Origin of the sequence: Enterobacter cloacae complex sp. P40C2 (assembly GCF_014930695.1) — a bacterium.
GTDB lineage: Bacteria > Pseudomonadota > Gammaproteobacteria > Enterobacterales > Enterobacteriaceae > Enterobacter > Enterobacter pasteurii.
The window spans coordinates 476,564-496,981 of the sequence record NZ_JADBRP010000001.1; the positions used below are offsets into that span (position 1 = coordinate 476,564).

The following is a 20,418-nucleotide window of genomic DNA, read 5'->3' on the forward strand; positions in this document are numbered from 1 at the left end:
GTTAATGTTGTGCGGTGTATGTTGGCATTTTTCGCGATAACAGACGCAGTATGAATAAGATTGTTTATGTAGAAGATGAACCAGAAGTGGGGCAATTAATCGCCGCTTACCTGGGTAAACATGATATGGACGTGATTGTTGAGCCTCGCGGCGACCGCGCAGAGGACGTCGTCACCCGCGAAAACCCGGATCTGGTGCTGCTGGACATCATGCTGCCCGGTAAAGATGGCATGACGCTCTGCCGCGATCTGCGGGCGAAGTGGGACGGGCCAATCGTGCTGCTGACCTCACTCGACAGCGATATGAACCATATTCTGTCGCTTGAGATGGGCGCCAATGACTACATACTCAAAACCACGCCTCCGGCGGTCCTGCTGGCCCGCCTGCGCCTTCATCTTCGCCAGCGTGCCGGCGCCGAGCGTGACGCGCCCGCTGGCTCGTTAACGCCGCATAAAGCGATGCGGTTCGGCACGCTGTCTATCGATCCCGTCAACCGTCAGGTTATGCTCGCCGGGGAGCAGATTTCGCTCTCGACGGCAGATTTTGACCTGCTGTGGGAACTGGCAACCCACGCCGGGCAAATCATGGATCGTGATGCGCTGCTGAAAAACCTGCGCGGCGTAAGCTACGACGGCATGGATCGCAGCGTGGACGTGGCGATTTCTCGCCTGCGAAAAAAGCTGCAGGACAGCGCCACCGAGCCCTACCGCATTAAAACCGTGCGTAACAAGGGCTACCTGTTTGCTCCGCACGCGTGGGAAACCTGATCTACATCCGCTGATGAAAAAGCACGTTGTGCTGCCCCGGCTTCCCGTTTCGTTCGAAAGCCGGGTATCGCTCGGCCTTATTCCCCACTAAGCGAATTTTATGTAAGAGTTTTCTTGCTATCGCGGCAAGAAGGCTCATAATTGACCTACGCGCCTCGCGCCATTCTTCACGGGTCATGCCAGTTGTAGCGTAATCGTCCAGGAGCCGCTACTGCAGATCGCCCTATCTCTACTCAATCATCAGTGCTTCTAATGTAGTGCAACGCTTCTTACAGCGACGTTGAAAGCCATTCTTCTCAAAAAAATCTTGAAATGAGGATTTAAGCCCATGAAATATGTATAGCTACGATGATGTAGATAGCATCAAAACCAATCTTGAATGGATTGTTCATCAGGCAGCGACTCACCATCCGCTACCCACGCCGCACGACCAAAAAGCCATCTTTAATCTTCTGAAACTGATCCAGACCTACGAAGCGCTCCTTGAATTAATCAACGAATTTGGTATTTCTGTTATAGATGAGAATATCGCAGAAGGCCTGTCCGTTACGGAAAACCTGATAGCCAAACTGAAACGTCCCGGAGACGCAATTTAAATATTTTGAGCCTTGCCATTACGGTATGTTCTCCGGCGTAATGGCAATGATGCATACGGATAGTTCTTCAACATTCTTCACTATTGTTAAACCCCAATCCAGATCAAAATTTAACCGATAAATCATCGTTCATAAAAAAAAACTCAAAAAAAACCCTTAGGCTGATAAGGATTACCTCCTTGAAATAAAAGGAATTATCCAAACATAATAAAAATAACGATCAATATCAATAGGTTACAAGATTGATCAAATTGAAATCCCGTGCTAAACAAAATTACAGGCTTATAATCCTAATCTGAGGAACCCGTAATGGCATGGCGAGTGTTAAGTTCTGTGATCTGCCCAAACACAGGCATTGTTTACTCATGCATAGTTGGTATGAAATTAATAAGGCTGATTATATGGTACGAAAGTGATATTTATTTAGTGCCGGGCGACAGAATTCATCCAACAAAAAATGGCATTTTCATTAACGGGGAATTTAGTCCGATATCACTTTATAACGTTTCGCCGTACCGGGAGGCATTATGGAACGAGATAAAAAATAAAATGTCCTGCCCTTTTAATAAAGATAATGAAACTGAAGACTGTGCATATTCAATACACTGTAACGCGCGCAAATGCCCTCACGGTTTTACCACCAATCCACTAATAATAGGCTTACGGCGTAATCATTAAATCCGTAACTTCTCACTGCGATTACAACGCTCTGATTCAATGAGAAATTCTAATGAGTCAGGGCTTTTCCTTTATGGCGTCATCCTGTAAATGAAGTCAACGATGAGCCGTTACGGTGTTGTCAGCACGGTTAAACCCTGCTTTCATAGCAATACTGTTGGGGTGTGAACGCTGAAATACTTTCCGCGTAGTGTGCTGGTGGTTATTAATGAAAAAGCTGTTTGTACAGTTTTATCTTCTGCTGTTTGTCTGCTTCCTGGTGATGACCATGCTGGTCGGGCTGGTTTATAAGTTCACTGCCGAGCGCGCGGGCAGGCAGTCCCTTGACGACCTGATGAAAAGCTCGCTCTACCTGATGCGCAGCGAGCTGCGTGAAATACCCCCGCACGACTGGGCGCGCACGATGAAAGAGCTGGACTTCAACCTGTCGTTTGATCTGCGCATTGAGCCCATGAAGGATTTCGATCTGGAGCCGCCAGCAATGCAGCGCCTGCGGGACGGAGACATCGTGGCGCTGGACGAAAAGTATACTTTTATACAGCGAATCCCGCGTAGCCATTACGTTCTGGCCGTCGGCCCCGTGCCCTATCTCTATTATCTGCACCAGATGCGCCTGCTGGATCTCGCCCTGCTCGCCTTCATTGCCATCTCGCTCGCGCTCCCGGTTTTCATCTGGATGCGGCCGCACTGGCAGGACATGCTGAAGCTGGAATCCGCCGCGCAGCGTTTCGGGGAGGGTCATCTTACCGAACGTATTCACTTTGACAGCGGATCCGGCTTTGAGCGTCTCGGCATCGCCTTTAACCAGATGGCCGATAATATCAACGCCCTGATAGCCAGCAAGAAGCAGCTGATCGACGGCATCGCTCACGAGCTACGTACGCCGCTGGTGCGTCTGCGCTATCGTCTGGAGATGAGCGAGAATCTGACCAGTGCTGAATCGCAGGCGCTCAACCGGGATATCGGCCAGCTTGAAGCGCTCATTGAAGAGCTGCTGACCTATGCCCGCCTCGACCGGCCGCAGAACGAGCTGCACCTCAGCACCCCGGATCTCCCCGCCTGGTTACAGACACATATCAATGATGTGCAGAGCGTAAACCCACAGCGCAGGCTGCTGACGGTCATTAAACCCGGCGATTACGGCGCGCTGGACATGCGCCTGATGGAGCGCGTGCTGGATAATCTGATGAATAACGCCATGCGGTACAGCGAAACCACGCTGCGTATCCGCTTAGATTTACAGGGAAGCCAGGCGAACCTGTCCGTGGAAGACGACGGGCCCGGCATTGAGCCTTCAGAACGGGAAAAGGTTTTCGAGCCGTTTGTGCGCCTCGATCCCAGCCGCGACCGCGCCACCGGCGGCTGCGGTCTGGGGCTGGCCATTGTCCGTTCCATTGCCCAGGCGATGGGCGGCTCGGTCCGTTGTGAAGAGAGCGAACTGGGCGGCGCCCGCTTCGTCTTTAGCTGGCCGATCTACCACAACATTCCCCTTCCCGTTCCTGCCTGACCTTCACCGCACGCTGGCCTGACCCGGCGTGCTGTGCTATACCATCAGTATGTTGTAACTAATTAGGGGCTGCTATGGCAACTTACGACCTCATCGAAAGGCTGAACGCCACGTTTCGGGAAATAGAACAGGAATTACTCACCCTGACGACAGAATTACAGGGCTGTCGCCTGCTGGCCGCGCGCGTCTTCTCCCTGCCCGAGGTGGCGAAAGGGGCGGAACACGATCCGCTGGACACCATTGAGGTGACGCAGCATATCGGCAGCGCGGCGCTTGAGCTGACGTTGCAGCACTATCGCCGCCTGTTCATCCAGCAGCAGTCCGAAAACCGCAGCAGCAAGGCCGCCGTGCGCCTGCCCGGCGTTGTCTGTCTGCAGACGGACACCAAGTCGCGTGAAGCGCTGGAGGCCAGAATTGCGCATATTAATGCGCTGAAGGCCGCCTTCGAGAAGATCGTGACCGTTGAATCCGGGCTGGCACCGGCTGCCCGTTTTGAGTGGGTGCATCGTCAGCTTCCCGGGCTGATAACCCTGAACGCCTACCGCACGCTGACGGTGCTGAACCACCCCGCCACGCTGCGCTTCGGCTGGGCGAATAAGCACATCATTAAAAATTTCACGCGCGATGAGATCCTGGCGCAGCTGGAGAAAAGCCTGAAGGCGCCGCGTACGGTCGCCCCGTGGTCGCGGGAACAGTGGATTGAGCGGCTGGAGCAGGAGTACCACAGCATTGCCTCCCTGCCGGCCGATGCTCGTCTGAAGATAAAGCGTCCCGTAAAGGTACAGCCTATCGCCCGCGTCTGGTATGCGGGGCAGCAAAAGCAGGTGCAGTATGCCTGCCCGACGCCGCTGATAGCGCTTTACGACGCCGATCGTGGTGCGGTGGTGCCGGACATCGGGGAGCTGCTTAACTACGATGCCGAAAACGTACAGCATCGCTATAAGCCCCAGGCGCAGCCGCTTAAGCTGATTATTCCGCGGCTGCACCTGTACGTGGCGGGATGATTACGTCTGGCTGCCGACCATCGCTTCCGGACGGACCCAGGCGTCAAACTCGGCGTCCGTCAGGTAGCCCAGCGCCAGCGCCGAGGCTTTTAGCGTCAGCCCCTCCTTGTGCGCTTTTTTGGCAATTTCGGCCGCTTTGTCGTAGCCGATGTGGGTGTTCAGCGCCGTTACCAGCATCAGGGACTCATTCAGCAGCTGGCCGATCCGCTCGCGATTTGGCTCAATGCCCACCGCACAGTGCTCGTTAAAGCTTTCCATGCCGTCTGCCAGCAGACGGATCGATTGCAGTACGTTGTGGATCACCATCGGACGATAGACGTTAAGCTCGAAGTTACCGGACGCGCCGCCCATGTTAACCGCCACGTCGTTACCCATCACCTGACAGCAGAGCATGGTCATGGCTTCGCACTGGGTCGGGTTAACCTTCCCCGGCATGATGGAGCTGCCCGGCTCGTTTTCCGGGATGCTGATTTCGCCGATGCCGCAGCGCGGGCCGGAGGCCAGCCAGCGCACGTCGTTGGCAATTTTCATCAGCGAGGCGGCCAGCCCTTTCAGCGCACCGTGGGCGTGGACCAGCGCGTCACAGGTTGCCAGCGCTTCAAACTTGTTAGGCGCGGTTACGAACGGCTGCCCGGCGATCTTCGCCAGCTCGTCCGCCACGCGCGCCGCGTATTCGGGATGGGTGTTTAACCCGGTACCGACCGCCGTCCCGCCGAGCGCCAGCTCCGCCAGATGCGGCAGGCTACCATCGATATGCTTAAGATTATGCTCCAGCATCGCCACCCAGCCGGAAATCTCCTGGCCGAGCGTCAGGGGAGTGGCGTCCTGCAGGTGCGTACGGCCGATTTTAACGATATCGCGGAAGGCCTGCGCTTTTTCGTTAAGCGTGGATTTCAGGACGTTGAGCTGCGGGATGAGCTGTTCGCGGATGGCGATAACCGCCGCCACGTGCATCGCTGTCGGGAACACGTCGTTAGAGCTCTGACTTTTGTTGACGTCATCGTTCGGGTGTACCTTGCGCTCCATGCCGCGCACGCCGCCCAGCAGCTCGCTTGCCCGGTTCGCCAGCACTTCGTTCATGTTCATGTTGCTCTGGGTGCCGGAACCGGTCTGCCAGACGGCAAGCGGGAATTCGTCGGGGTGTTTACCCGCCAGCACTTCGTCGGCGGCGCGGATGATGGCCGTGGCTTTTTCGGCGTCCAGCAGGCCCAGATCCTGGTTCACTTTGGCAGCGGCGCGTTTGGTGAGCGCCAGCGCCTGAATTAGCGAGACGGGCATCTTCTCGGTTGAAATGCGGAAATGCTCCAGCGAACGCTGGGTTTGCGCGCCCCATAGCCTGTCGGCCGGAACCTCGATTGCGCCCATAGAGTCTTTCTCATGGCGTACCGTTGTCATTACTTTCTCCTTGATAACGCTGTCGGGATTGCTCACATGCTTAAGGGATAAGTATTGATGACTTCTGAGAAACGATATGGCGCTTTGTGCGCTCTTTGCTATGTCGGGTGGCGCTGACGCTTAGCCGCCACCCGGCTTTTTTCAGGTTACTTCACACACGCCGAACACTGGGATGACTGGATCTGTTTGAAGAAGTCGTTTCCTTTGTCATCCACCAGGATAAACGCCGGGAAATCTTCCACTTCAATTTTCCAGATAGCCTCCATGCCCAGTTCCGGGTATTCCACGCATTCCAGGCTCTTGATGCTGCCCTGCGCCAGCACCGCTGCCGGGCCGCCGATGCTGCCGAGGTAGAAACCACCGTGCTTGTGGCACGCGTCCGTTACCTGCTGGCTGCGGTTGCCCTTCGCCAGCATGATCATGCTGCCGCCGTTGGCCTGCAGCTGGTCAACGTACGAGTCCATACGGCCCGCCGTGGTTGGCCCCAACGAGCCGGAGGCATACCCTTCTGGCGTTTTCGCCGGGCCCGCGTAATAGATTGGGTGATCTTTAATGTACTGCGGCAACCCTTCACCGTTGTCCAGGCGCTCTTTCAGCTTCGCATGAGCGATGTCGCGGCCCACGATGATGGTCCCGTTCAGGGAAAGGCGCGTTGAGACCGGGTACTGCGACAGCTGCGCCAGGATCTCCTTCATCGGGCGGTTCAGGTCAACGCGTACCGCTTCACCCTCACCCGCTTTGCGCAGCGCTTCCGGAATATACTTGCCCGGGTTGTTTTCCAGCTTTTCGATCCAGATGCCGTCGCGGTTGATCTTGGCCTTGATGTTACGATCCGCAGAGCACGAGACGCCCATCCCGACCGGACAGGACGCGCCGTGGCGCGGCAGACGGATCACGCGAATGTCGTGCGCGAAGTATTTGCCACCAAACTGCGCGCCAAGCCCCAGATTCTGCGCTTCGGTCAGCAGTTCCTGCTCAAGCTGCACGTCGCGGAACGCCTGGCCGTGTTCGTTACCTTCGGTTGGCAGGCCGTCGTAGTATTTGGTTGAGGCCAGCTTGACGGTTTTCAGGGTGCTTTCCGCGGACGTGCCGCCAATCACAAACGCAATATGGTACGGCGGGCAGGCGGCCGTGCCGAGAGTGCGCATCTTCTCAACCAGGTAGTTCTTCAGCTTGCCCGGGGTGAGCAGCGCTTTGGTTTCCTGGTAAAGATAGGTTTTGTTGGCTGAACCGCCGCCTTTGGCGATGCAGAGGAATTTATACTCATCGCCGTCGACGCTGTAGAGGTCAATCTGCGCCGGCAGGTTGGTACCGGTGTTGACCTCTTTGTACATGTCCAGCGCCGCGTTTTGCGAATAGCGCAGGTTGTCTTCGGTGTAGGTGTTGTAGACGCCGTGCGCCAGCGCCGCTTCGTCACCGCCGCCGGTCCAGACGCGCTGGCCCTTCTTGCCGGTGATAATCGCCGTGCCGGTATCCTGACAGGTTGGCAGAATGCCCTTCGCCGCGATATCCGAGTTACGCAGGAACTGCAGCGCGACGTATTTGTCGTTCTCGCTGGCCTGCGGATCGCTCAGGATATCGGCAACCTGCTGCTGATGCGCCGGACGAAGCATAAAGGACGCATCGTGGAAGGCCTGCTGCGCCATCAGCGTCAGGGCCTGCGGGTCAACTTTGAGGATCTCCTGCCCTTCAAACTCAGAGACAGAAACGTAATCGCGGGTTAACAGATAATACTCGGTCCGATCCTCGCTGAGGGGGAAAGGATCCTGATAATGGAAGGGTTTATTCGACATTGTTCTCTCACTTACTGCTTCGGTCTGTTTATTCAGGGCAGATGTTCCGCTGCCCGGCTTAAAAGCGAGTCAGCTTATCCTACACAATTTTTTAACAAAAACTGAGACTAGTACGACTTTTTACATCCGCAGGTTACTTCCATTCGGTTTATTGCTTTAATACGCGCAGTTAATTCCACATTTGAATCAGGGCTTGATAATGCAAAAACTCATCAACTCGGTGCAAAACTATGCCTGGGGAAGTAAAACTGCGTTAACGGATCTCTACGGTATCGCGAACCCAAACAACCTGCCGATGGCAGAACTGTGGATGGGCGCGCACCCGAAGAGCAGCTCAAAAATTGAAGATGCCAGCGGCCAGGCCCGCAGCCTGCGCGAGGTGATCGATGCCGACAAAACCGCGCTGCTCGGCAGTAAGGTGGCGAACCGCTTTGGCGAGCTGCCGTTCCTGTTTAAGGTGCTGTGCGCCGACCAGCCGCTCTCCATTCAGGTTCACCCGAACAAAAAAGCATCCGAAATCGGCTTTGCCAAAGAAAATGCCGCCGGTATTCCGCTGGACGCTGCAGAGCGTAACTACAAAGATCCCAACCACAAGCCCGAACTGGTGTTTGCCCTTACCCCTTTCCTGGCGATGAACGCGTTTCGTGAGTTTTCCGAGATCGTCTCCCTGCTGCAGCCGGTCGCCGGGGCCAGCAAGGCTATCGCCCATTTCCTGGAAAACCCGGACGCATACGCGCTGAGCGAATTATTTGCCAGCCTGCTCAGCATGCAGGGAGAGGAAAAATCCCACGCGCTGGCGGTGCTGAAAGCGGCCCTCAGAGGCCAGCAGGGAGAACCGTGGGACACCATTCGCGTGATTTCGGAGTTTTACCCGGACGACAGCGGCCTGTTTTCTCCGCTGCTGCTGAACGTGGTGAAGCTCAATCCGGGCGAAGCGATGTTCCTGTTCGCCGAAACGCCGCACGCCTACCTAAACGGCGTGGCGCTGGAGGTGATGGCCAACTCCGATAACGTGCTGCGCGCGGGCCTGACGCCAAAATACATCGACATCCCTGAGCTGGTTGCCAACGTGAAGTTCGAGGCTAAACCTGCTGGTGAGCTGCTTACTCAGCCGGTAAAAAATGGCGCAGAGCTGGATTTCCCTATCCCGGTAGACGATTTTGCCTTCGCCCTGCATGACCTCAGCGCAGCCGAAGCTACCGTTGCGCAGGATAGCGCGGCGATCCTGTTCTGCGTGGATGGCGAAGCGACGCTGCGCAAAGACGACCAGCGCCTGGTGCTCAGGCCGGGCGAATCCGCCTTTGTTCCGGCAAACGAGTCGCCTGTCTCGGTGAGCGGCAGCGGCCGCCTGGCGCGCGTTTTTAATAAGCTTTAGGGACTTACTGAATTTTTTAACAACTCTTGCTAAGCTAGTAACAGGCGTTGTAACACCAGGCGGTTTTCACCGCCTGGTTTCATTTTAGGGATAATCGCAATGAAAAAATCGGTCGTAGCGGTAGGAGTGATTGTTGCTTTAGGCGCGATCTGGACAGGTGCTTCCTGGTATACCGGGAAACAGCTGGAAAGCCGTCTGGCAGAGATGATGGCGCAGGCAAACAGCGAGATTAAGCGCAGCGCGCCTGAAGCAGGCCTGGAGCTGAGCTACCAGAACTACCAGCGTGGCGTGTTTACCAGCCATATGCAGGTGGTGGTGAAGCCGGTGGCGGGGAATCAGAATGCCTGGCTGAAGCCGGGCCAGAGCGTCGTGCTGGATGAAGTGGTCAGCCACGGTCCGTTCCCGCTGGCGCAGTTGAAAAAGTTTAACCTGATCCCATCCATGGCGTCGGCCCGAACCGTGCTGGTGAATAACGACGTGACGAAGCCGCTTTTCGACATGGCGAAAAATGAATCTCCGTTTGAGATTAATACCCGCATCAGCTATGCCGGCGACACGCGCTCTGATATCGACCTGAAAGCGCTGAATTACGAACAAGGCACCGACAAGGTCGCCTTCAGCGGCGGTAATTTCCAGCTTGACGCCGATCGTGACGGCAAAAACGTCTCGCTGACCGGCGAGGCGGAAAGCGGCCTGGTTAACTCAGTCAATGAGTACAACCAGAAGGTCCAGCTCACCTTTAACAACCTTAAAGCGAGCGGCAACAGCCGTATGACCGATTTTGCCGAGCGTATTGGTGACCAGAAGCTGAGCCTCGACAAAATCGCCATTGCGATTGAAGGCAAAGAGATGGCCGTGCTGGAAGGCATGGAGCTGGACGGCAAGTCCGACGTCTCCAAAGACGGTAAAAGCATCAACACCCAGCTGGATTACGGCCTGAAAAGCCTGAAGGTGCAGAACCAGGATCTGGGTACCGGCAAACTGTCGCTCAAAATCGGCAATATTGACGGCAAGGCGTGGCACGAGTTTAGCCAGAAGTACAGCAAAGAGAGCCAGGCCCTGCTGACCGATGCCGCGCTGCAGCAGAACCCGCAGGCTTACCAGCAGCAGGCCATGGCGGTGCTGTTTAATAACCTGCCTGTTCTGCTGAAAGGCGAACCGGTTATTACCGTAGCGCCGCTGAGCTGGAAAAACGCGAAGGGCGAAACCAACCTTAACCTGTCCCTGTTCCTGAAGGATCCGGCGGCCGCCACCGGTGAGCCGCAGACGCTGGCACAGGAAGTTGACCGCAGCGTGAAGTCGCTCGACAGCAAGCTCACCATCCCGATGGATATGGCGACCGAGTTCATGACGCAGATCGCGAAGCTTGAGGGTTACGGTGAGGATGATGCAGGCAAGCTGGCGAACCAGCAGGTGAAAGGCCTGGCGGCGATGGGCCAGATGTTCCGCATCACGAAGGTGGAAGACAACACTATCTCCACCAGCCTGCAATACGCCAACGGGCAGGTCACGCTTAACGGCGACAAAATGCCGCTGGAAGACTTTGTCGGCATGTTTGGTATGCCGACCCTGGGCATGCCGGAACCGGCTGCCCCGGCAGTGCCGCCGGCGGTACCGCAGCAGTAATCGACCCAAGCCCCTCATTGAGGGGCTTTTTTTGGCCGCTTATCCCTTCCAGCCCTCCAGGAAATCCATCAGCAGCGCGTTCACTTTCTCCGGCTGTTCCTCCTGCGGCAGATGCCCACACTCTTCTATGGCATGCGCTCTGAGGTCATCCGCCATTTCTGCCCAAACGCTTCGCATATCGAACAGTTTACCCACTGCGTGAAAATCATTACCCCACAAGGACATAACCGGGCAGGCAATTTTCACATCGGCATCGTCCAGATCCTGCGCCACGTCTTCGGCGTTGGCGCGGTAATCCGCCATCGCACCCCTTACCGCTCCCGGTGCCTGATACGCGCGAACGTAGGTATCAAAGGCCTCACCGCTAATCGTCGACGGATCGTACGTCCAGTCTGAGAAAAAATGACGAAGCCAGATATGCTCGCGCCCTGCAATTAAGGCCTCCGGCAGATCGGGCACCAGATGGAACAGGAAGAACCAGTACGCCCGGGCAACCGAGGCATCAAGATCGCGTGCGACGATACGCGTTGGCACGTTGTCCATCACCACCAGACGATCGACCTGTTCAGGGTAATCTTTAGCGAACCGGGTGCCGACGCGGGCGCCCCGGTCGTGCCCCACCAGCACCACTTTTTCCAGACCCAGCGCGCGCATAAGCTCCCGGATATCCCGGGCCATATTGCGTTTGTCGTAGCCCGAAGCGGGTTTGTCCGTCTCCCCGTAACCGCGCAGATCGGGTGCAATTACGCGATAGTGCCTGGACAAAACCGGCATCTGGTAGCGCCAGGCGTAATGCGTTTCGGGAAAACCGTGCAGGAGGATCACCGGCGCGCCTTCGCCTTCCTCAACCACAAACTGGCGGATGCCGTTAGCTGTTACGGTGTAACTTTTCATGCGTTTAACCTCTTATTTCAGCAGCGGCACGTGCGCGGCGCGCTGATAGGGACCATAGATGGCGGGGCTCCAGCTGAAGCCCTGACCGCTGGCGGTAATATGGCCCACCCCAGGAAAAGGCAGGTGCGCAGCAGCGACCCATTCGCCGCTTTTTGCCAGGGCGTTAAATTCCTGCGTGCGGGAGGCGACGGCTTTCTTCGCGTCAACATCAAAGCGAATCGAGACGTCGGGGTGGGGAAACTGGATCGCCGGGGCGTGGATGAGATCGCCAATAACGTCGATCGCCTGCCCCTCAGACGTAAAACGATAAACGGTGCTGCCCGGCGTATGGCCCGGCGCATAGTCGGTTTGCACCTCCGGGATCGGCGACGCGGGCGGAACGAAGGTTTTAAGGCGCCCCGAGGCGCTATAAGACGACAACCCTTTTTGCGCGATGGCGAAATATTCTTTTGCATTCGCAGGCGCGCTCGCCTCTTTAGCGGGATCGAGCCAGTAGTCAGCTTCACCCTGTGGGACGTAAACCGTAGCGTTAGGGAAAAGCGCCTTCCCTGCGGCATCGCTCAGACCGCAGACGTGATCGAGATGGAGGTGGGTGAGGAAAATGGCGTCTATCTGCCCGGGGCGATAGCCGGAAGCCTCCATATTCGGGATCAGCTGGCCTGCGGTCTGCGGCACGCAATGGCCCGCCCCGCTGTCAATCATGATCAAATGCTTACCGGTGTTGATCAGAAACGCGTTAAACGACGTCGGCATACGTTCGGCATCGATGCGGCGCTGCGCCAGCAGCGTGCGAATATTATTCTCGGATACTCCCTTCAGCAGTGATGGCGAAAGATCGTTGTAGCCATCGAACAGCGCCGTAACCTCATAGTGCCCCACTGCCAGACGGTAATAGCCCGGAACCTGCTGGCGAATCTGTGCAGGCGCATCCGCCCACGCTGAACCAACAAAAATCAAACCGCTGAGCGCCAGCGCCGTTGTTATCTTTTTCATTTTCACTCCGAATGTAGCGTTTATCAGGACGTGAAATGACTATGGCGCTATAACGATTAATAGTGTAGATGTATGATTTGATACGCCAGTATAACGAGAATCGATATAATGAAGCTGGAAGACGTTGAAGTATTTGTTGAAGCAGTCAGGGCAGGCAGCCTGGCCAGTGCCGCCCGTCGGCTGTCAATGAGCGCCATGGCGGCTTCCCGCGCGCTGAATGCCCTTGAAGCGGAGCTGGGGGTGCGTCTGGTTCACCGCACCACGCGCTCCCTTTCGCCCACCGGCGATGGCGAGGTGTTTTTGCCCCACGCGCATGCCCTGCTGGAGGATAAAACCAACGCGCTGGCGGATCTTTTTCCCGATGGGTCTCACCTTGCCGGACGTCTTCGCATCACCGCCTCTGCGGCGTTTGGACGCAAAATCATCGCCCCGATGCTCCCCGGCTTTATGCGCCAACACCCCGCCCTCCAGGTCGATTTGCTGGCTACTGACGAACAAATTGATATTGTCAGCCATGGGCTGGACGTGGCCTTACGTATCGCGCCGCTGAAGGATAACCGCCTGGTAGCCCACCGGCTTTGCGATAACCCCCGCGACCTGTGCGCCAGCGCGGAGTACCTGGCGGCGAACGGCTATCCTGAAACGCTTGGCGATCTTGCTGAACACAGCTGCCTGACCGCTTCAGACACAATGCACTGGTCATTCGAGCATGGCGATATCCGCCACCGGCAAAAAGTGTCGGGACGTTTTTCGGCTAACTCTATAGAGGCCATCTTTGAAGCGTGCCTGGGGGGAATGGGGATCGCGAATTTGTCCCGCTGGTACGTTGAACCCGCGTTTGCCACGGGCCAGCTTGAGCGGATCGTTCTTAAGGACGCGCGGCCGGAAGCGCTGGCCGTGTGGGCCGTCTACCCGACGTCCCGGCTGATCCCCGCTAAGGTAAGAAAATTTGTGGAAGCCCTGGAGGCGCGGCTGGCGCAGGATCCACTGACGTAAGCGGCAGGAATTACTTCACCGTCACTAACCGCGCCGCCACAATCTGGTGCCCGGCCTGCACGTCCGACTTTTCAATCCGCTGCATGATCCTGTCCGCCAGGGTGTAACCCATCTCCCGGGCCGGGGTCGTCGCCCAGACGATGGGAAGATCGTCCAGCGCATTTTCCCCGACGTCGGCAAACGCCCCCAGCGCCACCTGATGGCCGAAGAACGTTTCAACCCCGCCCTCGCCGCTCTGGCGTCCGGCACGAATTAAGCCAAACCATGCCCCCATGGCAATCACGTCGTTATAGCAAATGACGGCGCTGATGGTCGGGCTGCTGCGCAGCAACGTCGCGATCGCTTCCGCCGCCTTCTTCTGGCTGGACTCGCACTCCACCACCCATTCGCTGTGGAACGGAAGCCCGTATTTGATAAGCGTTGAGCAGTATCCGCCTACGCGTTCGGCGCGCGTCAGGGACGAACTTTTGCCGCCGAGCCAGGCGATGCGCTGATGTCCGCGATGAATAAGATGCTCGGTCAGCATTTGCGCGGCCTGCATGTTGTCCGGGCGAAGCGTATCGGCTTCGTCGAGATAGCTGGCGCGCGAGGCAAACACCAGCGGCACGCCTTTCTGCGCGGCGCGCTCGCACAGCTCGCTGCCCACCCCGGAGGCCCCGGCGACGATCACGCCGTCTACCCCCTGCGTCAGCAGCATGTCCAGCCGGGACAGTAGCTGCTCCGCTTCCCGACCACCGTGAAGGAGAAAGACCATTCGCCCCTGCGCTTCGAGCGCTTCGGTAAGCCCGGCGGTCAGCTCGGCGTAAAACGGCGACGTCAGGTCGCGAACGATCAGCCCTATCACCCCGCTCTGCCCGCCGCGCAGCGCCGACGCCTGGCGATTACGCACAAAACCCAGTTGCTCAACGGCCTCGTTGACGCGCTGGCCGGTGGCGGGAGAGATGCGCCCCTTCCCGCTCAGCACCAGCGAAACGGTGCTGACGGAAACCCCCGCCGCCAGCGCGACATCGTTAATGGTGATCTTTTTCGCTACAGCCATGTGGTGGCGTGACTCCCTGATAGTGAGATCGCTAAAACGTTTTATCAATATGTTCTCTTTATACTACCAGTGAAAGCCCGGGAATGTGATTCAGCGCGCACTAAAGTTTGATAAAACGTTTTATCTTCTCGCTCCATTGAGGCAGGTAAATAACGTTCCACTATTTAAGGAGTCGTTTTATGACGGCGAAAGCAGCACAAAAAATATCGCTGTGGGAGTTTTTCCAGCAACTGGGTAAAACCTTTATGCTGCCCGTGGCGCTTCTCTCTTTTTGCGGGATCATGCTGGGGATCGGCAGTTCGTTAAGCAGCCACGACGTGATTACCCTGATCCCGTTCCTCGGTAATCCGGTGCTTCAGGCGATCTTCATCTGGATGAGCAAGGTTGGCTCCTTCGCCTTCAGCTTCCTGCCGGTGATGTTCTGTATTGCTATTCCTCTGGGGCTGGCGCGCGAGAACAAAGGCGTGGCGGCGTTCGCGGGCTTCGTTGGCTACGCGGTGATGAACCTCGCGGTCAACTTCTGGCTCACCGCGAAGGGGATCCTGCCGACGACCGACGCGGCGGTGCTGAAAGCCAATAACATTCAGAGCGTGATTGGCATTCAGTCCATCGATACCGGGATCCTCGGGGCGGTGATCGCCGGCGTGATTATCTGGATGCTGCACGAGCGCTTTCACAACATCCGCCTGCCCGACGCGCTGGCCTTCTTCGGCGGCACCCGCTTTGTACCCATCATTACGCTGGTTGTAATGGGCCTGTTTGGCCTGATCATCCCGCTGATTTGGCCAGTGTTTGCCATGGGGATCGCCGGGATTGGCCGGATCATTAACGGTGCGGGTGATTTCGGCCCGATGATTTTCGGTACGGGCGAGCGTCTGCTGCTGCCGTTTGGCTTACAGCATATTCTGGTGGCCCTGATTCGCTTTACCGAAGCCGGCGGCACCATGGACGTCTGCGGCCATTCGGTAAGCGGCGCGCTGACCATCTTCCAGGCGCAGCTGAGCTGCCCGACCACCCACGGCTTCTCTGAAAGCGCGACCCGCTTCCTGTCGCAGGGTAAAATGCCCGCATTCCTCGGCGGCCTGCCGGGAGCCGCGCTGGCAATGTACCACTGCGCCCGTCCGGAGAATCGTCATAAAATTAAGGGCCTGCTGATCTCCGGCGTAATCGCCTGCGTGGTGGGCGGCACGACAGAGCCTATCGAGTTCCTGTTCCTGTTCGTAGCGCCGGTGCTGTACCTCATCCATGCCGTTCTGACGGGCCTGGGCTTTACCGTAATGGCCGTACTGGGTGTGACCATCGGCAACACCGACGGCAACGTGATCGACTTCGTGGTATTCGGTATCCTGCACGGCCTGTCCACCAAGTGGTATCTGGTGCCGGTTGTGGCCGCGATCTGGTTCGCGGTGTACTACGGGATCTTCCGCTTCGCCATCACCCGCTTTAACCTGAAAACGCCTGGACGCGATACCGATACCGCCACCAGCGTTGAGCAGGCGGTGGCCGGTACCGTCGGCAAATCCGGCTATAACACGCCGGCGATTCTGGCGGCGCTGGGCGGTGCGGATAACATCACCTCGCTGGATAACTGCATCACCCGCCTGCGCCTGTCGGTGGCGGATATGTCTAAAGTCGATGCTAACGCGCTGAAGGCTAACCGGGCAATCGGCGTGGTACAGTTAAATCAACACAATTTGCAGGTGGTCATAGGCCCGCAGGTTCAGTCAGTGAAGGATGAACTGGCAACCCTGATGCGAACCGTCGAAGCCTGATGCCTCGCCCCCTCGCTGTGAGGGGGTTTTATTTTACGGAGCACCGTGATGTTTGATTTTTCTACCGTCGTGGACCGACACGGCACCTGGTGTACCCAGTGGGATTATGTCGCCGACCGCTTCGGCGCTGCCGATCTGCTGCCCTTCACCATCTCTGATATGGATTTTGCCACCGCGCCCTGCATCCTCGATGCGCTGCACCAGCGCGTTAACCACGGCGTGTTAGGGTACAGCCGCTGGAAGAATGATGAATTCCTGGCCGCCGTGGCGCACTGGTTCCGCCAGCGCTTTAACAGCGAGATTGACCCGGAAACCGTTGTGTACGGGCCGTCTGTCATCTATATGGTTTCTGAACTTATCCGCGTCTGGTCCTCGCCGGGGGACGGCGTAGTGGTTCATACCCCGGCTTACGATGCGTTTTATAAGGCCATCGAAGGCAACCAGCGTACCGTGGTTTCGGTGCCAATGCAGAAGACGCCGGGCGGCTGGGACGGGAACATGGCCGCGCTCGAAGCCGCGCTGGCAAAACCTGAAAACACCATCCTGCTGCTGTGCAGCCCGCAAAACCCGACCGGCAAAGTCTGGACGCGGGATGAGCTGACCAGGATCGCGGCGCTGTGCGAACGCTATAACGTGGCGGTAATAAGCGATGAAATTCATATGGACATGGTCTGGGGATCGCATCACCATACGCCCTGGAACGCGGTTGCGCGCGGTAAATGGGCGCTGCTGACCTCCGGTTCCAAAAGCTTCAATATACCGGCGCTGACGGGAGCCTACGGACTGATTGCCGATAACGACAGCCGTAACGCCTACCTGAGTGCGCTAAAAGGCCGGGACGGACTCTCTTCCCCTTCCGTGCTGGCCCTCACCGCCCACATCGCCGCTTACCAGCAGGGCGAACCCTGGCTGGACGCGCTGCGGGCCTATCTTGAAGAAAACCTGCGCTACGTTGCCCACGAGCTAAACCGCGCTTTCCCGCAGCTCAACTGGCTGCCGCCCGAGGCAACCTATCTGGCCTGGATCGATCTTCGCCCGCTAGGTATCGATGATAAAGCACTGCAAAAGGTGCTGATCGAACAGCAAAAAGTGGCCATTATGCCGGGATATACCTACGGGGATGAGGGCAAAGGCTTCGTCCGTCTGAATGCCGGCTGTCCGCGCAGCAAGCTCGAACAGGGCGTTCAGCGGCTGATCGCCGGCATCAAGACTCAGCTGTAAAATATTTGCGCAACGGAATATTCCCTTGCGCAAATAGCTTTTTACCTCGATTTGTTTTTATAATATGGCGCACTTTAACCAGCAAAGAGTGCGACCATGATTGATACCCGCCTGCCTTTAACAGACATTCACCGCCACCTTGACGGCAACATTCGTGCCCAAACCATTCTCGATCTTGGCCGCCAGTTCAATCTCACGCTTCCTGCCGAAACGCTTGAGACCCTGATCCCGCACGTTCAGGTCACCTCGAACGAACCGGATCTGGTGAGTTTTTTGAGCAAACTCGACTGGGGCGTGAAGATGCTGGCCTCTCTCGACGCCTGCCGCCGCGTTGCCTTTGAAAACATCGAAGATGCGGCACGTAACGGCCTGCACTATGTCGAGCTGCGTTTTTCGCCGGGCTATATGGCGATGACCCACGGCCTGCCCGTGGCGGGCGTCGTTGAAGCGGTAATTGACGGCGTGCGTGAAGGCTGTAAAACCTTTGACGTTCAGGCGCGGCTGATCGGCATTATGAGCCGTACCTTCGGTGAGTCGGCCTGCCTCCAGGAGCTGGAAGCGTTGCTGGCGCATCGCGACCAGATTACCGCCGTCGATCTTGCCGGTGACGAGCTGGGCTTCCCGGGCAGCCTGTTCCTGTCCCATTTCAACCGGGCGCGCGATGCAGGCTGGCACATCACCGTTCACGCGGGTGAAGCCGCCGGGCCGGAAAGCATCTGGCAGGCCATTCGTGAGCTGGGTGCGGAACGTATCGGCCACGGCGTCAAAGCGGTTGAAGATCGCGCCCTGATGGATTTTCTCGCCGAGCAGCGCATCGGGATCGAATCCTGCCTGACCTCCAACATTCAGACCAGCACAGTGGCATCGCTGGTGCACCATCCCCTGAAAACCTTCCTCGAGCACGGTGTGCTGGCTTCACTGAACACCGACGATCCGGCGGTCCAGGGCGTGGATATCATTCACGAATACACTATCGCCGCGCCGCAGGCCGGGCTGAGCCGGGAGCAGATCCGCCAGGCGCAGATCAACGGTCTGGAAATCGCCTTCCTTACGCCTGAAGAGAAGCAGGCGCTTAAGGATAAAGTGGCTCGCGGTTAACGCCAGTGCCGGGCGGCACGTGGCCTGCCCGGCAAGGCCTTATGCCAGACAGAGCGTCGCGCGATGTCTGGCAGATTCAATTCCCAGCTCGATCAGCTCCATAATCTGTATTGCCTGACTCGCCGGAACCGGATTTTCCCCGGAACCGTTCAGCGCGTCGCGGATAGCGGCATAATAGGCCGGGTAGTTTCCCGGTAGCGTCAGCACCGTCTCCTCCACCAGCACCTCTCCCTCCGCACGCGTCACCACGCCGTCACGCATGTCGTAGCCCCAGTCCTCCTGCGGCAGGCGTTCGCCATTTTTTAGACGCTCCTCCTGCGGATCCAGGCCGAACTTCACGTAGCTGCCGCGCGCGCCGTGAACGATATAGCGGGCCGATTCCGCAGCCGCGAGCATCGTTCCGTGCAGCACAATACGGCGCTGCGGATAACTTAACATGGCGTGGAAATAGTCGGTGGTTTGCGCCCCCGGCCTGAGCTGAGCCAAATCGACCGTCATGCTCACGGGAAGCCCAAACAGATGAACGGCCTGATCGAGAAGGTGCGGCGCCAGATCATACCAGATGCCGCTGCCCGGTCCGGCCTGCTCCCGCCAGCGGTCCCGCACCTGCGGGCGAAAACGATCGAAGTGCGACTCAAAATAAGCAATTTCTCCAAGCGTGCCTTCGTTCAGCAGCGCCTTAACCGTCAGAAAATCACTGTCCCAGCGCCGGTTATGAAATACTGACAGTAGCCGCCCCAGGCTGCGCGCCAGCGCGTCCAGCTCGCGCGCCTGTGACAGCGTCACGGTAAAAGGCTTATCGACGACAACGTGTTTACCCGCTTCCAGCGCCGCCTTCGCCAGCGGGAAGTGGGTGTCGTTAGGGGTGGGGATGACGATAAGGTCAATATTCGGATCGTTAAAGAGATGCTTTGGCTCCGTCACCACCGGCACGGCCGGCCAGTCGGCGTGGACTTTGGTTTCATCGCTGCTTGAGATAGCCGCCAGCTCCATTCCCGGAGTACCGGCAACCAGCGGTGCATGAAAGGTCTTGCTCGCGTATCCGTAGCCAATAAGACCGACGCGGATGTTTTCACTCATGATATGCCCCCTCGCCGTGCGCTTATTTACCACCGCATTTGCGCTTGCCGCACGGATTAATAATGTGCCCTTAGACTTAAAATAGCATCCTGCAGCAAAGGTATTTGTTACGGCCCGTAAAAGTGTGGCTTTTATCCCGGTGAATCGTTCCCAAAGCGCTTGCCCTGAGGAAAATGGCGCTGTAACATTTGCAATCTGTATTTATGGATAAATTACAAACACAAATTATGGCGTCAATAATTAATCGAATCATTGAATTAGCGGGATGGATTGTCCTTGGGGTGTCGGTCGTGTTGCTTGGCGTTGCCAGCCATATCGATAACTACCAGCCGCCGGAGCCTGTGACCGTCGCACAACATAAGTAATCCGGTATCGTCATAAAGCGTGACAATTTACGTTATGGCACGTATTGCCTGACGTTATAAACGGGGTTACCCTTCACTTCCAGGCATCGACGGGTGCCTGATTCTTCGCAAAGAAAACTCCTAATTTCGTCACGCTACCCGAGTGGACAGTTTACGTCTTTATTAATCCGTTTATTATTCGAACGCGTTACCTTTACGGGTATTACCCCTTTTATATGG

Annotated in this window: 18 protein-coding genes; 12 read left to right on the plus strand and 6 right to left on the minus strand. The window is 57.1% G+C overall.

Annotation, left to right across the window (positions count from 1 at the left end; translation table 11 throughout):
• The first annotated feature begins 50 nt into the window (after positions 1-50).
• From rstA to tus, 5 genes are all read left to right on the plus strand, one after another.
• Positions 51-767, plus strand: coding sequence for a two-component system response regulator RstA (gene rstA / locus IM304_RS02235; RefSeq protein ID WP_193356180.1), 717 nt, complete (start codon positions 51-53; stop codon positions 765-767).
• 335 nt (positions 768-1,102) lie between these two features.
• On the plus strand, positions 1,103-1,363 hold the full coding sequence (locus tag IM304_RS02240; RefSeq protein WP_193356181.1) for a hypothetical protein: 261 nt from the start codon (positions 1,103-1,105) through the stop codon (positions 1,361-1,363).
• Positions 1,364-1,672: 309 nt separating this feature from the next.
• Entirely contained in the window at positions 1,673-2,041 is a 369-nt protein-coding gene (iraM, locus tag IM304_RS02245) for an anti-adapter protein IraM (protein WP_148418846.1), read from the plus strand.
• A 208-nt stretch (positions 2,042-2,249) separates the two neighbouring features.
• Positions 2,250-3,548, plus strand: coding sequence for a two-component system sensor histidine kinase RstB (gene rstB, locus IM304_RS02250; RefSeq protein ID WP_193356182.1), 1,299 nt, complete (start codon positions 2,250-2,252; stop codon positions 3,546-3,548).
• Positions 3,549-3,622: 74 nt separating this feature from the next.
• Positions 3,623-4,552: a DNA replication terminus site-binding protein gene (gene tus / locus IM304_RS02255; RefSeq protein WP_193356183.1), complete on the plus strand. Its 930-nt coding sequence runs from the start codon at positions 3,623-3,625 to the stop codon at positions 4,550-4,552.
• On the opposite strand, the gene fumC is transcribed toward tus, so the two are convergent.
• The gene (gene fumC / locus IM304_RS02260) at positions 4,553-5,947 is read right to left on the minus strand and encodes a class II fumarate hydratase (RefSeq protein WP_193356184.1); all 1,395 of its coding nucleotides are present in this window, start codon (positions 5,945-5,947) and stop codon (positions 4,553-4,555) included.
• A 146-nt stretch (positions 5,948-6,093) separates the two neighbouring features.
• Positions 6,094-7,740, minus strand: coding sequence for a class I fumarate hydratase FumA (gene fumA / locus IM304_RS02265; RefSeq protein ID WP_176610497.1), 1,647 nt, complete (start codon positions 7,738-7,740; stop codon positions 6,094-6,096).
• Between the two features lie 199 nt (positions 7,741-7,939).
• On the opposite strand from fumA, the gene manA reads away from it, so the two are divergent.
• Positions 7,940-9,115: a mannose-6-phosphate isomerase gene (gene manA / locus IM304_RS02270; RefSeq protein ID WP_193356185.1), complete on the plus strand. Its 1,176-nt coding sequence runs from the start codon at positions 7,940-7,942 to the stop codon at positions 9,113-9,115.
• 99 nt (positions 9,116-9,214) lie between these two features.
• Positions 9,215-10,741 (plus strand): YdgA family protein, encoded by a 1,527-nt coding sequence (locus IM304_RS02275; RefSeq protein WP_176610499.1) that lies wholly within the window; start codon positions 9,215-9,217, stop codon positions 10,739-10,741.
• 39 nt (positions 10,742-10,780) lie between these two features.
• On the opposite strand, the gene IM304_RS02280 is transcribed toward IM304_RS02275, so the two are convergent.
• Together IM304_RS02280 and IM304_RS02285 are read right to left on the minus strand one after the other, a co-directional pair.
• Positions 10,781-11,635: an alpha/beta fold hydrolase gene (locus tag IM304_RS02280; protein WP_193356186.1), complete on the minus strand. Its 855-nt coding sequence runs from the start codon at positions 11,633-11,635 to the stop codon at positions 10,781-10,783.
• A gap of 12 nt (positions 11,636-11,647) precedes the next feature.
• Positions 11,648-12,628, minus strand: a complete 981-nt coding sequence (locus IM304_RS02285; protein ID WP_193356187.1) for an MBL fold metallo-hydrolase — start codon at positions 12,626-12,628, stop codon at positions 11,648-11,650.
• Between the two features lie 108 nt (positions 12,629-12,736).
• Here IM304_RS02285 and IM304_RS02290 point away from each other — a divergent pair, with 108 nt between their 5' ends.
• Positions 12,737-13,624: a LysR family transcriptional regulator gene (locus tag IM304_RS02290; protein WP_193356188.1), complete on the plus strand. Its 888-nt coding sequence runs from the start codon at positions 12,737-12,739 to the stop codon at positions 13,622-13,624.
• Positions 13,625-13,634: 10 nt separating this feature from the next.
• On the opposite strand, the gene IM304_RS02295 is transcribed toward IM304_RS02290, so the two are convergent.
• Positions 13,635-14,663 carry a Mal regulon transcriptional regulator MalI gene (locus IM304_RS02295; RefSeq protein ID WP_148418865.1) on the minus strand — a complete coding sequence of 343 codons (1,029 nt, stop codon included), beginning with the start codon at positions 14,661-14,663 and terminating at the stop codon, positions 13,635-13,637.
• Positions 14,664-14,842: 179 nt separating this feature from the next.
• Here IM304_RS02295 and malX point away from each other — a divergent pair, with 179 nt between their 5' ends.
• The 3 genes from malX to add all read left to right on the plus strand — a co-directional run bounded on the left by malX (position 14,843) and on the right by add (position 18,754).
• Positions 14,843-16,435, plus strand: a complete 1,593-nt coding sequence (gene malX / locus IM304_RS02300; RefSeq protein WP_193356189.1) for a maltose/glucose-specific PTS transporter subunit IIBC — start codon at positions 14,843-14,845, stop codon at positions 16,433-16,435.
• Between the two features lie 48 nt (positions 16,436-16,483).
• Positions 16,484-17,656, plus strand: a complete 1,173-nt coding sequence (locus tag IM304_RS02305; RefSeq protein WP_193356190.1) for a MalY/PatB family protein — start codon at positions 16,484-16,486, stop codon at positions 17,654-17,656.
• Positions 17,657-17,752: 96 nt separating this feature from the next.
• Positions 17,753-18,754 (plus strand): adenosine deaminase, encoded by a 1,002-nt coding sequence (gene add, locus IM304_RS02310; protein WP_193356191.1) that lies wholly within the window; start codon positions 17,753-17,755, stop codon positions 18,752-18,754.
• Between the two features lie 39 nt (positions 18,755-18,793).
• On the opposite strand, the gene IM304_RS02315 is transcribed toward add, so the two are convergent.
• The gene (locus IM304_RS02315) at positions 18,794-19,834 is read right to left on the minus strand and encodes an oxidoreductase (RefSeq protein WP_193356192.1); all 1,041 of its coding nucleotides are present in this window, start codon (positions 19,832-19,834) and stop codon (positions 18,794-18,796) included.
• 239 nt (positions 19,835-20,073) lie between these two features.
• Between IM304_RS02315 and blr the strand changes: the two genes are divergently transcribed.
• The gene (blr, locus tag IM304_RS02320) at positions 20,074-20,199 is read left to right on the plus strand and encodes a division septum protein Blr (protein ID WP_176611222.1); all 126 of its coding nucleotides are present in this window, start codon (positions 20,074-20,076) and stop codon (positions 20,197-20,199) included.
• Positions 20,200-20,418: the final 219 nt, after the last annotated feature.